Consider the following 14,543-nt stretch of genomic DNA (forward strand, 5'->3'; position numbering starts at 1 on the left):
GCGTCTTTGAACTGTAGGGAGGCGAACATGAACATGACGATCACGCGTTGCAGCTTGCTCCTCGCCGGGTTGCTGGCCGTCATGGCGTCACCCACCGTCACGCTCGCGCAATCGAAGGACAACAGCGCGGCGATGACAAAGGAGACCGGCACCGCCGCATCCAAAAAGCAGGCGCCTCCGAACACCAACACCAATCCGACAAAGCACCGGTACTGGCGTCATCGCGGCGGCAGACACCCGCACTATGGCAGCCGCCGCCTTCGCCCCTGAGACATCGTAGTGGCCCCTCCAATGGATCAACCTGACAGCGTTTCCGGGATGCGCTCCCTAAACTACCGAGAACTCCCTCGGCACGAGACCGCTGTCGACGAGACCGGAGAGGCCGGACGGCCAAGTCTGCTGGCCGTCGGTCTCACCCTGCTCGCCGCCGGCATCGCTTTGTTCCTGATCTGGCAAACGGTCTCCAGCCTTCTGATTGTCTTCGCCGGGGTGCTGTTCGCCGCCTTTCTGGACGCCTTGGCGCGAACCTTGGCGCCGGTCCTTCCACTCAAACGAGCCTGGCGGTTGACGCTCGTTGTCCTGCTTCTGTCCGCGCTCTCCTGCTTTGGCCTCGCCTGGGGCGCGCGCAAGCTGCCGGAACAGACGCGTCTGCTTCTGAAAGTGATGGATGCGCAGGTCGACCTGCTCCAGGAGCACCTGCTGTCGTATGGCGTCGACCTGCTCGGCCCGGAATGGGGCCGCGACTTTGCACAATGGCTGTTCGCCGATCAGGGCCGGTTCTTCAGCCACGCTCAATTTCTGCTCGGCGGAGCATCGAGCCTTCTGACCGCCGTGCTGGTGATCCTGTTCCTCGGCATTCTCTTCGCTTTCGATCCCACCGGCCACCGCGAAAGCGTGATCGCGCTGGTCAGGCATTCCCATCGCGCCCGTGCGCGCGCCGTGATGGACGAGATGGGCAACGTCATGCGGCTGTGGTTCGTCGGACAATTGATCCGCATCATGCTGATGACGTTGTGCGTGTGGCTCGCGCTCTATCTTATCGGGCTGCCCGGTCCCTTCGTGCTTGGACTTCAGGCCGGTCTGTCCAACTTCATTCCCTATCTCGGGCCGATCGTTGCCGCGATCCCGATCGCGCTCGTCGCGATGCCGCTCGGCGCATCGCCCCTGATCTGGGCGGTCGCCGTGTACACCATCATCCAGTCGATCGAAGGCTACGTGATCGGCCCACTGATCCAGCGCCAGGCAGTCGAGACCCCGCCGGCGTGGACACTGGTTGCGATCGTCCTTCTCGGCGCTCAGTTCGGCGTCATGGGCGTCGCGGTCGCGATGCCGCTGGTTGCGATCGGTCGGGTTGCGATCGTCAGGTTCTATGTCGAGGACTATCTGGGCGGCGATCCCAAGCCGCCATTAATTGCGAGCGAGCAGCCATGAGCGAATTCGAAGCGCAGCCGAGTGATGCCCCTGCGCGTTCGACGACGGCGCGTTTCCTGTGGCAGCAACTCCCCTACGTCGTCGCGCTGCTGCTCGCCATCGTCGGCGTTGCCTATACCAACGTCTCGCACCAGCCTTTGACCGGCTATTGGGAATTCCTGGCGCTCGCCATCGGCGTCGTCTGCGTTGTCACCAAGTGGCCGGAGATCGAGGGGAAGGAGGGCCAGATCCGGCTGATCTGGACGCAGGCCCTGCACTGGATCGCGGTCCTGATCACGATGAACATCATGCTGATCTCCGGCGTGCAGCAACTGCTTCCGACCCCTGCAACGGGACTCGTCCTGCTGACGTTGCTCGCGCTCGGCACGTTCCTTGCGGGCCTGAGCCTGCTGTCGTTGCAGATCGCCTTCCTTGGCCTTGCGATGGGCGCCGCCGTTCCGGCGATTTCCTGGCTGAAGCAATCCATCTTCTTCTTCCTGCTCGGCGCAGTGCTGCTGATTGGCCTCGCCATCTCGTTCTGGTGGCGTCAGGACGGCAGCCCCTCGCAGAGCGCCAGGGACATCACGAACCACCGGGAGGATTGAATGCGAACGTTGCGATATCTTGCCGCCATCGGCGCATCACTCGTTCTTTGCGCCGTCACCTCGCCCGCGCAAGCCGAGAGATTCAGGGTGGGCAGGCTCCTGTGCTTCTCGGAGCCACGCGTCGGACTGGTGCTTGGATCGACGCAGGCGCTGCGTTGCGTATTCAACGCGCTGCGCCCGCCCCGGCAGTACGTCTACGAGGGGCGGATACGGCGCGTCGGCGTTGATATCGGCGTGACCAGCGCCGGCGCGCTATCGTGGGCCGTCCTCGCCAGGAACTCGCGGATAGGCCCCGGCACGTTGCGCGGCAGTTACGTCGGCGCGAGCGGCAATCTTGCATTTGGTCCCGGCCTCGGCGCCAACGTCCTGGTCGGCGGCTCGCGCAGGAGCGTGATGCTGCAGCCGATCTCGGTCGAACGCTCGATCGGGCTCAATCTCGCGGCTGGCGTAACTCATCTGACACTGGGACCGCGAGGCGGGCTCTGATCCCGCCGTCTCGGTCCCGCGGTTCGGTCCGCTCTTGATGCCGGTTCGCGCAGGGAGAGGATGAGAACATTCCCGCCCCGCCGCTCAGGGTTTCGTCCGATGTCGGTGTCGGGTGTTCGAAGCTAGGATCCGATGCATGCTCGTTCGGGCCGTAACCGCCCAGGAGGATCGCATGACAGTGTATGACAGTCGCGGAAGTCTCGATGCCGTGGTTGCTCCGCCGCTGTGGGTTTGTGCGCTCCTCGGCGTCGTCCTGATCGCCGCCGGCCTGTTCGCGCTCGGCGACCTTGCCTTCGCCACCGTCGTCAGTGTCAAGCTCATCGGGCTCACCGCGATCGCCGCCGGCGCATTCGAGATTGCCCACGCCTTCTGGACCAAGGGGTGGGGCGGGTTCCTTTGGCAAGTCGTGCTCGGCGCGCTCTACCTCGCCTTCGGTGTCGTGCTGCTCACCCAGCCGGTCTCGGGCGCGCTTATCCTGACCTATTTCCTCGGCGCGGTGCTGTTCGCTTCGGGTGTCATTCGATGCGTGCTGAGCTTTGCCTATTGGCGGCAGAACGGATGGATGATGCTGATCTCGGGCGTCTTCGCGGTGATCGCCGGCGTGCTGGTCCTGTTCGGCTTCCCCACCATCAGCGCTTGGGCTCTCGGCTTCCTGTTGGGCGTCGACCTGATTGCCCATGGCCTGGCATGGCTGCTCTACGCGCTGCAATCAGTGCGAACGACCGGATAACAGAGGAGAGAACAACCATGGATGCTCCCAGTCGCCGCGTCTTCCTCAGCCTTGCGATGAACACCATTGCCGCCGCCGCGATCGGAGCGTCCGGCGCTCAGTTCATCGGTGTTGCGGACGCAATGCCGGTCGATCCCGGTCTCTCTCGGGCCGGCCGGGCACCGGGGGATCGCGCCATCCCGGTGCAATGGGGACCTCCGCCGCGGCCCGGCTGGGGCCCTTCTCATCCTGGCTGGGGCCCGCGACCGCGCCGGCGCCGCCGCTGGGTTTGCTGGTGGCATCGTGGGCGCCGTCATTGCGGATGGCGCTGGTAGTCCGAAGAGGATGAGGAAATGGTACGCAACAAGAACCAATGGATCGTCGTCGCCGTGCTTGCAGTGCTTTTCCTCGGCGCGAGCTGGTTCTGCCTGTCAGTCTGGACGGCGACACCCTCGATGCCGCTTTACGGAAACATCGTGCTGGCGGCGGCCGCCATCCTTGTTCTGGTGCTCGGCTGCGGCCTGATCGCGCTGATGTTCTATAGCCATCGCAAGGGCTACGACGAGCCGGCGCGCAGCAACCGAACCGCGCGGGACTAGCTCAGCTGGTCGAATCGCGGAGGCCTGACGCCGGCAGTTCCGAGCCTGGTGCAGGGAGCGGACGATGAACCTTGCTGACGTCCGGCTCGGACTGCTGGCGGCGAGCCTCGTGACATTAGCCGGCGAACCCGCGCGGCCGCAGCCGGCCCCGCCTGCGCCCGCCGTCGGCGTTGTCGAAGCGGCGCGGCGGCCGATCACCGAGAGCAGTGAGTTTCTCGGCCGGATCGAGGCCATCAACCAGGTCAACATTGCCGCTCGCGTCACCGCTTTTCTGGAGCGGCGGCTGTTCACCGAGGGCGCCGAAATCAGGAAAGGCGAGCAGCTCTATAAGCTCGAACGCGGCCCGTTCGAGGCCGATGTCGCCGCCAAGCAGGCGGAGGTGGCACAGCTCGAAGCGACGCTCGAGAATGCCAGATTGACCACCGAGCGCGCCCGCACCCTGCTTGGCGGACCGGCCGGGCAGCAATCGACCTACGATGCCGCGCTCGCGAGCCAGCGCAGCCTCGAGGCCCAGGTCAAGGCTGCGCAAGCGCAGGTCCAGGCCTCACAGATCAACCTCGACTACACCATCATCAGCGCGCCGATCGACGGCAAGATCGGGCGCACGGCCGTGACGGAAGGCAACATCGTCAGTCCGAGTTCGGGCGTGCTGACCACGATCGTCAGCCAGGATCCAATGTATGTCACGTTCCCGGTGCCGCTGCGCCAGGGGCTCGAGCTGCGCGAACGCTACGGCCCCCAAGGCGGCCTCGAGGCGGTGACGATCCGGTTGCGGCTGCCCGACGGGCGCATGTATGGGCAATCCGGCAAGCTGAATTTCGTCGACAACACCATCGCCCAGAACACCGACACGATCACGGTGCGTGGAGAGATCGCCAACCCGATCCTGCGCGCTCCCTCGGCCGCAGGCGTTACCGTCCACGAGCTCACCAACGGCGAATTCGTCACCGTCGTCCTCGAAGGAGTCCAGCCTGTCGAGGTGCTGGCGATCCCGCGCTCGGCGGTGCTGTCCGACCAGCGCGGCGACTACGTTCTTGTCGTCGGGGCAAACGATAAGGCAGAGCAGCGGCGCATTCAGCTCGGGCAATCGACTCCCACGATCGCCGCCGTCATCAGCGGATTGACGGCCGGTGACAAGGTGATCGCGGAAGGGCTGCAGCGGGTTCGCGCCGGCCAAACCGTCTCTCCAGAGCCGGCAAGTCCGCTGATCTTGTCGAGCATGAAAGACTCAACCGGCGAGGCGACTCCGCAAGGCGGGCGCGCCCCGCCGCCCCGAACCGGCAAGGGCGGTAGCCAATGATATCGAGCGTCTTCGTCGACCGGCCACGTCTTTCGATGGTGATCGCCTTTGTCATCACCATTGCCGGCGCGCTGGCGCTCACGCAGATCCCGGTGGCGCAGTTTCCCGATATCGTGCCGCCGCAGGTCACCGTAGCCGCGAACTTTCCCGGCGCCTCCGCCGAGGTCGTGGAGAGCAGCGTCGCACAGCCGTTGGAGGCGCAGGTGGTCGGCGTCGACCGCGCGCTCTATATGAAATCGACCAGCGGCAACGACGGCAGCTATACGCTGACGGTTTCGTTCGCGCTCGGCACCAATCCCGACATCAACACGGTCAACGTCAATAATCGCGTCCAGAGCGCATTGTCGCAATTGCCCACGGAAGTGCAACAGCAGGGCGTGACCGTCCAGAAACGATCCTCTTCGATCCTGCAGTTCCTGGTGCTCTACAGTGCAGATGGTCAGCAGGACCCGCTCTTCATCACCAATTACGCCATCATCAACGTGCTGGACGCGATTGCGAGCACGCCGGGTGTCGGCCAGGCCAATCTGTTCGCCAGGATGAATTATTCGATGCGGATCTGGTTCGATACGCAGCGCCTCACCAGCCTCAACCTGACCCCCTCGGACGTGGTCGCCGCCATTCGCGCACAGAGCGTCCAGGCTCCCGTCGGCCGCATTGGCGCGCGGCCGATCAGCGACGATCAGCAGTTCCAGTTCAACGTGCAGACAATGGGCCGCCTCGCCACTGTCGATCAATTCGCCAACATCGTGCTGCGCGCCGAGCCGGACGGATCCTCGCTGCTGGTCAAGGACGTCGCCCGCGTCGAGTTGGGCGCGCAAAATCTCGACAGCGAAGCCCGGATCGACGGGCGAGCTGCAGTTCCGATTGCGATCTACCTCGCCCCCGGCGCCAACGCGGTGACCACCGCGCGTGCGGTCGCGGACACGATGCAGCGGCTGTCCGGCCGGTTTCCGGCAGGGCTCGGTTATCTCGTGCAATACGACTCCACCACGTTCGTACGCGACACGATCACGGAGGTGCTGTGGACGTTGGGCGAGGCCTTCGTCCTGGTTGTGATCGTGGTCTATCTGTTCCTCGGAAACATGCGTGCCACCGCGATTCCGGCCGTCGCGGTCCCGGTAAGCCTCGTGGGCACCTTCGCTGTCCTGCTCGCGCTCGGTTATTCCGCCAACACCGTATCCCTGCTCGCAATGGTGCTTGCGATCGGCATCGTGGTGGACGACGCCATCGTCGTGGTCGAGAATGTCGAACGTGTCATGGCGGAGGAGCCTGCCCTGTCTCCGGCCGAGGCCAGCAAGAAAGCCATGAGCCAGATCACCGCGCCGATCGTCGCGATCACGCTGGTACTGCTCTCGGTGTTCGTGCCTATCGCTTTCATTCCCGGTATCTCGGGCACGCTGTTCCGCCAATTCGCGGTGACGATCAGCGCCGCCATGATGATCTCGGCCTTGAATGCCCTGACGCTGTCGCCAGCCCTTTGTGCGCTGCTGCTGCATCATACAGGACAGCGCCGCGGCATCATCGGCCGCATGCTTACCGGCATCGACTGGGTGCGCGATCACTACAGCGGCGCGGTCCGCCGGCTGGTGCGCATGGCAGCCTTGTCGCTCCTGCTGGTGGCAGCCTTTGCCGCAGGAATCTTCGGCCTGTCGCTGGTGACCCCGACCGGCTTCCTGCCCGAGGAGGACCAGGGTGCCTTCTTCACCTCGGTTCAGTTGCCGGACGGCGCATCGGTAGCGCGGACCAGCGAGACCACCCGGCAGATCGAGGACATCTTGAAACAGATGCCGGCCGTCGACCACGTCCTCGCGGTGATCGGCTTTTCCCTCCTCGACGGAGCCTCCGAGCCGAACAGCGCACTCGTGGTGGCGCGACTGAAGCCGTTCGCCGACCGCAAGACGGCAACGGATTCCGCCCAGGCGTTGATCGCCAAGACCTTCGCCGCCGGCGCCCAGATCCGGCAAGCCAATGTGCTACCCTTCAACCTGCCGCCGATCATCGGGCTCTCCACCGGCGGTGGCTTCGAATATCAATTGCAGGCCCTGGAGGGTCAGGCCCCGGCCGCGATCTCCAGCGTCACGAACGCGTTGATCGGCGCAGCCAATGCCGATCCGCAGCTCGCGCGCGTATTCTCGACATTCACGGCGACCAATCCATCGCTCTATCTCGATATTGACCGCCGCAAGGCCCAGGCGCTGGGCGTCAGCGTCAACGACATCTTTACGGCGCTCCAGGCCACGCTTGGCGGCATCTACGTCAACAACTTCAACCTGTTCGGTCGCACCTGGCAGGTCAATCTGCAAGGTGAAGCATTCGATCGCGCCGATACGTCCGATGTCTGGCGCATCCATGTGCGTAACAGCTCGGGCGAGATGGTGCCGTTACGATCCCTCGCCGGCCTCAAGATCGTGACCGGGCCACAGGTCATCACCCGCTACAACAATTATCGTTCGGTGACCGTCAACGGCAGCCCGGCATCGGGCATCTCCTCCGGGACCGCGATCGCCGCCATGGCGCAGATCTCGGAGGATGTTCTGCCGCCGGGGTACGGTTTCGCGTGGACTGGCACCGCCTACCAGGAACAGCAGGCGGCCGGCCAGACCGGCATCGTGCTTATGCTCGCCGTCCTCTTCGCTTATCTGTTCCTGGTCGCGCTCTATGAAAGCACCGTGATTCCGATTCCCGTGCTGCTCTCGGTCGTCGTCGGCGTGCTCGGATCCTACCTCGGCATCAAGATCGCTGGGCTCAATCTCGACCTCTACGGTCAGATCGGCCTCGTCGTCCTGATCGCGCTTGCCGCCAAAAACGGCATCCTGATCGTCGAGTTCGCCAAGGAGCAACGCGAGGCCGGCGTGCCGCTCGACGAGGCCGCGATCCAGGGCGCACATATGCGCTTTCGCGCCGTCATGATGACCTCGGCGGCCTTCATCCTGGGCCTCTTGCCGCTCGTGATCGCGACCGGCGCCGCCGCGCTCAGCCGGCGCGCCGTCGGCACGGCGGTCTTCGCCGGCATGCTGGCCGCAAGCTCGATCGGAATATTCATCGTGCCGATGCTCTACGTGGTTTTCCAGCGCCTGCGTGAGCGGGCGAAGGCGGCCTTCAAGTCAAGCCATCAGCCGAAATCGCCCGATCGCAATGCAATCTAGACAGGCTTTGGGGGTGCCTTGCATCCCGCAACGCTGCGTCGTTCAACGAAGAAGGCCCCCAGGGGCTGATGACTGTCCAAAGATCTGGTTATCAGCCACCTTCATCCGCCTGTCGCCCGTCACAAAGATGCTTGTGGCATTGGCTCACCGTCCCTGGAAGACTGCTGGCCGCCGCTCAATAAACGACTGGATGCCCTCGCGCGCGTCGGCGCTCTTGAGCACACGGTCCCGGATCGCCGGAATGCAGGCGATCGCAGCCGCCTCACCCTGCTCGGTGTATTTCGCGGCCGCTTCCTTGGTCACCTGAATCCCAAGCGGTGCGTTGCGGGCGATGATCGCCGCGATCTCCATGGCACGGCCGATCTGCTGGCCGGCCGGAACGACCTCCTGAACGAGACCGATCTCTCGGGCACGTTGCGCCGTGAATTCATCGCACAGGAAGAGGTGGTACATGGCGTTACCCCAGCCTGCGCGGGACAGATAGCGGAAGTGAGCGCCGCCCAGGGGCGCGATGCCGCGCTTGGCCTCCATCTGGCAGAATCGGCTGTCGTCGGCGGCCACTACGATGTCGCCGGCCAGCATCAGCTCGATGCCGACGGTGTAGACGATGCCTTGCGTCGCGGTGACGATTGGCTTCCTGCAGCGCTTGGTGAGGCCGAAAACGTCGACATTGCCTTCCTTGACAGTCCGCTTCTCGGCGTTCGGGCCGAAGAATTTCGGCATGTCGAGGCCCGCGGTGAAGTCCTTGCCTTCCGCGCAAATCACGCCGACCCAGTAGCCGTCGTTGTCGTGCAACTCGGTCAACGCGTCCGACAGCAGATCCATCATCTGGGGGGAGAGGGAGTTCTTCTTCGCGGGATTGTCGATGATGATCTTCAGGATGTGATCATGCGCCTCGGTGCGGATCGTGCCTTCGGTGGTCATGCGAGCGTCTCCTGTCTACCTGTCGTTCTTGATGGCGAGTGCGGTTCGAATGGCTGCGGCCCGCTCCGGCGGGAACGCCGCTGCGCCCTCCTGGAGAATGTCGAGGAAGGACAGCACGCCGCCGCGGGAGCCCCAATTGCCCTCTTCTATGATGCGGAAATTGATCCACCAGCTCGGAGAGGGCTCCTTCATCTCGCAAGCATCGGCGAGCGCCCTCAGCACATTGCGAATGACGACGGCTCGATCCTCGCGGGTCCAGCAGCAGTCCATCACGACGACGTCCACCACCATGACGTCGCTCGGCTGGTCCGAGAGCAGCTCTCCGCCGTGCGCGATCATGTCGAGCGGGCGCTCGAGGAAATGCACCTGGTAACCTCGGCGTGCCTGGGGAACGAGCCGGCCGACCTCCGGCACCAGCACGGCATCCGTCAGCGTCTTGGCAAGCACCCGGCGCTGCTGACCGGTCAATCGGCCTTGCGGGGTCATCACGTGGATAAAGGTCATCTCGAGCTCTCCGGGGCTGACTATGTCACGTGACATACATCCACACGGCGCTAGCTATGTCATCTGTCATATTGTAGCGTCGGACGACGAGGTGCCCGATGACGTCCGATACGAGAGCGAAAATGGTGGCCGGGGCCGCCGATCTGATGAGCCGCCGCGGCGTGAATGCGACGAGCGTACGGGAGGTCGTGCGCCACACCGGCACGCCGCGCGGATCGATCAGCCATCATTTTCCCGGGGGCAAACGGCAGCTCATCGAAGATGCCATTGTCTTTGCGGGCACCCAGGTCAGCGGTCCCCTGCGGCATCTCACCAGCGAACGGGGGGCCATGGCCGGCCTGCGCGCCTTCATCACGCTTTGGAAGAGGACGCTGGAGCAGACGAATTATCAGGCCGGATGTCCTATCCTGGCAGTTGCCGTCGAGGAATATGTCAGCGATCCCTCCGATCAGGAAACCGCCGGCGGACAGGCGGTCCAGCGCCATCTGCTTGATCTCGCTCAGGGCATCTTTGCGGACTGGCAGCAGATCCTGTCCAATGCGCTGAAGCAGGAAGGCCTCACCGCGTCGCGCGCACGGCGGCTTGCCACGCTGATCGTCGCATCGGTCGAAGGTACAGTCGCCATGTGCAGGGCTGCGCGTAGCGCCCAACCCCTGGAGGAGGTCAGTCACGAGCTCGAGCTCCTGCTGAAGAGCGCAATCGACAAGCCATAGCGTCGAGAAGCGAGAGCCGCACAGGTCAACGTCAGGCTCCCTCGTCAAGCGCCACCAGTTCGCGCTTTCTGCGCAGCGTCGGCAACAGCGGTCCGATCAGCAGCACCAGAGCAAGCGCGAGGCACACCGCCGAGATCGGCCGCGTCACGAAGGTGCCGAGATCGCCCTGCGAAAGGATCAGCGACTTGCGCAGATTGTTCTCCAGCATCGGTCCCAGCACGAAGGCGAGCACCAGCGGTGCCGGCTCATAGCCGAGCTTGCGCATGAAGTAGCCGATGATCCCGAACGCGATCATGACGTAGACGTCGAACACGTTATTGCCGCTGCAATAGACGCCGATGATGGTGAAGAGGATGATGAGGGGGAACAGAATGTTGTAGGGCAGCTTCAGGAGCTGCACCCACATGCCGATCATCGGCAAATTGAGCACTAGCAGCATGAGGTTGCCGATATACATGCTGGCGACGATGCCCCAGAACAGTCCGGGGTTCTGCGTGATCATTAGCGGTCCCGGTTGCAGGCCGTGAATCACGAAGGCGCCTAGCAGCAGCGCCATCACCACGTTCGGTGGAATCCCAAGCGTCATCAGCGGAATGAAGGCGCCACCGGCGGCGGCATTATTGGCGGATTCCGGCCCCGCGACGGCCTCGATCGCGCCGTGGCCGAAGCGCTCGGGAGTCTTGGAGAGCCGCATCTCCAGGGCATAGGAAGCAAAAGAGGCTACTACCGCGCCGCCGCCCGGCAGGATGCCGAGGAAAAAGCCGAGAATGGTGCCGCGGCCGACGGGGCCAGCGCTCGCCTTCCAATCCTCCTGGTTCGGAAAGAGCTGGGTGATCTTGGCATTGATAATGTCGCGCCGGATCAACTGCTCGGTGTTGAGCAGTACTTCGGCGACGCCGAACAGGCCCATCACGACAGGCACGAGCCCGATGCCGTCCATCAGTTCCATGCGGCCGAACGTCAGGCGCGGCTGCGCCGTAATGCTGTCGAGCCCGATCAGACCGAGCACGACGCCGATACAGGCCATCAACAAGGCCTTCGCCATCGAGCCCTGGCTGAGGAAGGTCAGCACCACGAGCCCGAGCGCCATCAGGCTGAAATACTCGGTGGGACCAAAGACAATGGCGACGCTCGCGAGCTTCGGCGCGACCAGCATCAAGGCGACCAGCGAAAAGGTGCCGGCGATGAAGGAGCCGAAGGCGGCGATGCCGAGCGCGGGACCCGCGCGGCCCTGCTTCGCCATCTGGTGGCCGTCGATGCAAGTGACGACGGAAGCTGCCTCGCCGGGGATGTTGACCAGGATCGAGGTGGTCGAGCCTCCATACATCGAGCCGTAGTAGATGCCGGCCATCATGATGATACCGGATTCCGGTGTTCCCGAGAGCGTCACGGGCAGCAGCAGCGACATCGCGGAGATTGGCCCGATGCCCGGCAGCACGCCGACCAGCGTGCCGATGAAGACGCCGATGAAGCAGTAAAGCAGGTTGATCGGCGCCAACGCGACCCCGAACCCATGCGCGACATTGACGAGAGTATCCATGGCGAGCGCTCAGCCGATTTCGAACATGCCGGATGGCAGTTGGATGCCAAGCCCATGCTTGAGCAGCCACCACATGCCGACGGGGACCAGGACGGAGATCGGCACCGCGAGGACCCAGCGTACCGGATCGATCAGACGCATCAGCAGCAGCATCAGCGGGATCGAGGACAGCAGGAAGCCGAAAGGATCGAGCGCGAAGGCGAACATGATGAGACACGCGATGACGATGACAGGCTTGGCCCAGTGCACATCTTTCCAGCGCGCGCCGAACGTCGGTCCGCCGTCGGCCAGCGCGGCAACGATGATCGTTGCAGCGAACGCGCACATCAGGATGCCGGTGTAGAACAGCACGAAACCCGAGCCGGGATCGTGGATCGTGCCGAGCTTGAGGTGCAGCCCCGACCGTATCACGAAGAGGCCGAGCCCGAGACCGATCAGCCCGCCCCAGAGCTCGGTGTTGTCGGGACGGAACTTGACGTTGCTGTTGTCACTCATGGCTCAGTTCTTCTTGCCGAGCCCGAGTGCATCGATCACCTTGCGTTCGGAGTCCGTGACCTCGACGACGAACTTCTTGTAGTCCTCGCTGTTCTTGTAGTTCGGCACCATGTCGTATTTGGACAGCGTCGCGACCACAGCCGGATCATCCAGCGCCCTCTTGAAGGCGTCGTGCAGCTTGGCGACGATCTTGGGATCCATGCCCTTCGGGCCGGCTATGCCGAACGGCGAGTCGTAGACCACGGGATAGCCGAGCTCCTTCAGCGTCGGCGCGTCGGGAAAGTTCGGCGAGCGGCTCGCGGTCCACACCATCAGCAGGCGCAGCTTGCCGGCGTCGACCAGCGGACGCCAGCCGGTGGCGTCGGCCTGCAGCATGGTGTGCTGGCCGAGCACCGCGGCATTCGTCTCCGCGCCGCCCTTGAACGGAACAGCCGTGAGCTTGATGCCCGCGAGCATAGCGATCTGCTCCATGCCGACATGTGGCGAAGTGCCCACGCCAGGCGTCGCATAGGTGACCTTGCCCGGATTGGCCTTGGCGTAGTCGACCACGTCCTGCCATGTCTGGAACGGACCTTCCGCACTGGTCGTGACGCCGAAGGTGTAGCCCGAGAGGTGGATGATATAGCTGAAGTCCTTCGACGGATCCCAGGGGGTTTCCTGCATCAGCGGCAGGCGGAACACTCCCATCGGGAGCTGCGCGATGGTGTAGCCGTCGGGCTTCGCGGATGCGGCCATGGTGGCTGGGCCGACCGTGCCGCTTCCTCCGGCCTTGTTGTCGATCGCGATCGGTTGTCCCAGCACCTTCGAGGCGCTCTCGGCGATCGCGCGCATGGTGAGGTCGGTCGATCCGCCGGCTGGCCAGGGAATGATCAGCGTGATCGGCTTGATCGGGTATTCCTGTGCGCCGGCGCAGACGGGCACGAACATGGCGAGCGCCGCGATCGCAATCATCAAACTGCTACGTTGAAACATAAGATCCTCTCTCCAGTGATTCGCTCGGGGCCAAGCTCGTGTCTTCATGTGCCCTGCCGGCGGCTCGTCATCGGCACCGTGAATTACCGCCCCCTGGCGAACCACGACTGCCGATGGCTTCTCCCGCCTCAATCAATTCGCAGTGCGATCGAGTTGATGACGTCCCGCCATTTTGGAATTTCCTGCGCCATGAACGTCCCCAGATAGGCGGGACTGCTCGACAGCGCCGGGATGATTCCCTGCGCATCGAGAATCGGTTTGATCGAGTTGTCGTTCATGGCGGCGACGAAAGCCGCATTGAGCTTCGCGATGATCGGCTCAGGCACGCCCTTCGGTGCGACGACGCCGAAGAACACGCTGACATCGAAACCTTTCAGGCCCTGCTCGTCGAAGGTCGGCACATCAGGCAGAACCGGCGTCCGCTCGATCGTCGTCACGCCGAGCGCGCGAAGGAGTCCGGCCTTGATGTGAGGTGCGGAGACGAAGATGTCGGCAAAGCTCATCTGAACCTGGCCGCCGATGAGATCGTTGATCGCGGGTGCGCCGCCGCGGTAAGGCACATGCAGGATATCGGTGCCGGCGATGGCATTGAACATGACGCCAGCGAGATGCGTCGATGCGCCGTTGCCGGACGAGGAAAAGCTCAATTTTCCCGGATTGGCTTTCGCATACGCGATCAACTCCTGCACATTCTGCGCCGGCACGGAGGGATGCACCGAGAGCACGTTCGGCATCTTGCCGATCATGATGACCGGATCGAAGCTCTTGATCGGATCGTAGCTGAGCTTGGTGTACAGGCTCACATTGATGGCGAGCGGGCCCGATGTCCCGAACAGGAGGGTGTAACCGTCAGCTGGCGAATTCGCGACGAAGTCGGCTCCGACATTGGCGCCGGCGCCAGCCCGGTTTTCGACAATGACGGGCTGGCCGAGCTTGGCCCGGACCCCCTCGGCGAGAGATCTCGCCAATGCATCCGTCGGCCCGCCGGCGGCAAAAGGCACCACGAATTTGATCGGTCGCTCGGGAAATTCCGCCCTCGCCATCGCAGGCATGGATAACGCAACGGCTGACACGAGAAGTAATTTGCGGCAAAGACTGATCAATCCCATAGGCTTCTCCCCTCCCTCGAGGCAAGGC

15 protein-coding genes are annotated in these 14,543 nt (G+C 63.8%); 9 read left to right on the forward strand and 6 right to left on the reverse strand.

Annotated features, from left to right (window positions below):
- Nucleotides 1-27 precede the first annotated feature (27 nt).
- The 8 genes from BM190_RS07140 (at nt 28) to BM190_RS07175 (ending at nt 8,258) form a co-directional block, all read left to right on the forward strand.
- Complete coding sequence (locus tag BM190_RS07140) at nt 28-270, forward strand: hypothetical protein (RefSeq protein WP_092253182.1); 243 nt, start codon at nt 28-30, stop codon at nt 268-270.
- 48 nt (nt 271-318) lie between these two features.
- Nucleotides 319-1,431, forward strand: a complete 1,113-nt coding sequence (locus tag BM190_RS07145) for an AI-2E family transporter (protein WP_092253184.1) — start codon at nt 319-321, stop codon at nt 1,429-1,431.
- A complete protein-coding gene (locus BM190_RS07150) occupies nt 1,428-2,015 on the forward strand; it encodes a hypothetical protein (protein ID WP_018318102.1) in 588 nt (195 codons plus the stop codon). Before BM190_RS07145 ends, BM190_RS07150 begins: the two co-directional genes overlap by 4 nt.
- Entirely contained in the window at nt 2,016-2,501 is a 486-nt protein-coding gene (locus BM190_RS07155; protein WP_092253186.1) for a DUF992 domain-containing protein, read from the forward strand. It abuts the gene before it with no gap.
- A 172-nt stretch (nt 2,502-2,673) separates the two neighbouring features.
- Nucleotides 2,674-3,231, forward strand: a complete 558-nt coding sequence (locus BM190_RS07160; RefSeq protein WP_018318104.1) for an HdeD family acid-resistance protein — start codon at nt 2,674-2,676, stop codon at nt 3,229-3,231.
- 332 nt (nt 3,232-3,563) lie between these two features.
- The gene (locus BM190_RS07165) at nt 3,564-3,809 is read left to right on the forward strand and encodes a hypothetical protein (protein WP_092253190.1); all 246 of its coding nucleotides are present in this window, start codon (nt 3,564-3,566) and stop codon (nt 3,807-3,809) included.
- A gap of 64 nt (nt 3,810-3,873) precedes the next feature.
- Nucleotides 3,874-5,109: an efflux RND transporter periplasmic adaptor subunit gene (locus tag BM190_RS07170; protein WP_092253192.1), complete on the forward strand. Its 1,236-nt coding sequence runs from the start codon at nt 3,874-3,876 to the stop codon at nt 5,107-5,109.
- Nucleotides 5,106-8,258, forward strand: coding sequence for an efflux RND transporter permease subunit (locus BM190_RS07175; protein WP_092253194.1), 3,153 nt, complete (start codon nt 5,106-5,108; stop codon nt 8,256-8,258). The genes BM190_RS07170 and BM190_RS07175 overlap by 4 nt, the downstream gene beginning before the upstream one ends.
- Nucleotides 8,259-8,402: 144 nt before the next feature.
- Here BM190_RS07175 and BM190_RS07180 read toward each other — a convergent pair whose 3' ends face one another.
- Nucleotides 8,403-9,182 (reverse strand): crotonase/enoyl-CoA hydratase family protein, encoded by a 780-nt coding sequence (locus BM190_RS07180; RefSeq protein ID WP_092253196.1) that lies wholly within the window; start codon nt 9,180-9,182, stop codon nt 8,403-8,405.
- A gap of 15 nt (nt 9,183-9,197) precedes the next feature.
- A complete protein-coding gene (locus BM190_RS07185; RefSeq protein WP_092253198.1) occupies nt 9,198-9,686 on the reverse strand; it encodes a tautomerase enzyme in 489 nt (162 codons plus the stop codon).
- 122 nt (nt 9,687-9,808) lie between these two features.
- On the opposite strand from BM190_RS07185, the gene BM190_RS07190 reads away from it, so the two are divergent.
- Nucleotides 9,809-10,399, forward strand: coding sequence for a TetR/AcrR family transcriptional regulator (locus BM190_RS07190; RefSeq protein ID WP_244550611.1), 591 nt, complete (start codon nt 9,809-9,811; stop codon nt 10,397-10,399).
- A gap of 31 nt (nt 10,400-10,430) precedes the next feature.
- Here BM190_RS07190 and BM190_RS07195 read toward each other — a convergent pair whose 3' ends face one another.
- From BM190_RS07195 to BM190_RS07210, 4 genes are all read right to left on the reverse strand, one after another.
- Complete coding sequence (locus BM190_RS07195) at nt 10,431-11,939, reverse strand: tripartite tricarboxylate transporter permease (RefSeq protein ID WP_092253202.1); 1,509 nt, start codon at nt 11,937-11,939, stop codon at nt 10,431-10,433.
- 9 nt (nt 11,940-11,948) lie between these two features.
- Nucleotides 11,949-12,434, reverse strand: a complete 486-nt coding sequence (locus BM190_RS07200) for a tripartite tricarboxylate transporter TctB family protein (RefSeq protein WP_092253205.1) — start codon at nt 12,432-12,434, stop codon at nt 11,949-11,951.
- A gap of 3 nt (nt 12,435-12,437) precedes the next feature.
- Nucleotides 12,438-13,385: a tripartite tricarboxylate transporter substrate binding protein gene (locus tag BM190_RS07205; protein ID WP_244550630.1), complete on the reverse strand. Its 948-nt coding sequence runs from the start codon at nt 13,383-13,385 to the stop codon at nt 12,438-12,440.
- Between the two features lie 149 nt (nt 13,386-13,534).
- Nucleotides 13,535-14,458, reverse strand: coding sequence for a Bug family tripartite tricarboxylate transporter substrate binding protein (locus BM190_RS07210; protein ID WP_244550612.1), 924 nt, complete (start codon nt 14,456-14,458; stop codon nt 13,535-13,537).
- Nucleotides 14,459-14,543: the final 85 nt, after the last annotated feature.

This window comes from Bradyrhizobium sp. Rc3b (assembly GCF_900114915.1).
Classification (GTDB): Bacteria; Pseudomonadota; Alphaproteobacteria; order Rhizobiales; family Xanthobacteraceae; genus Bradyrhizobium.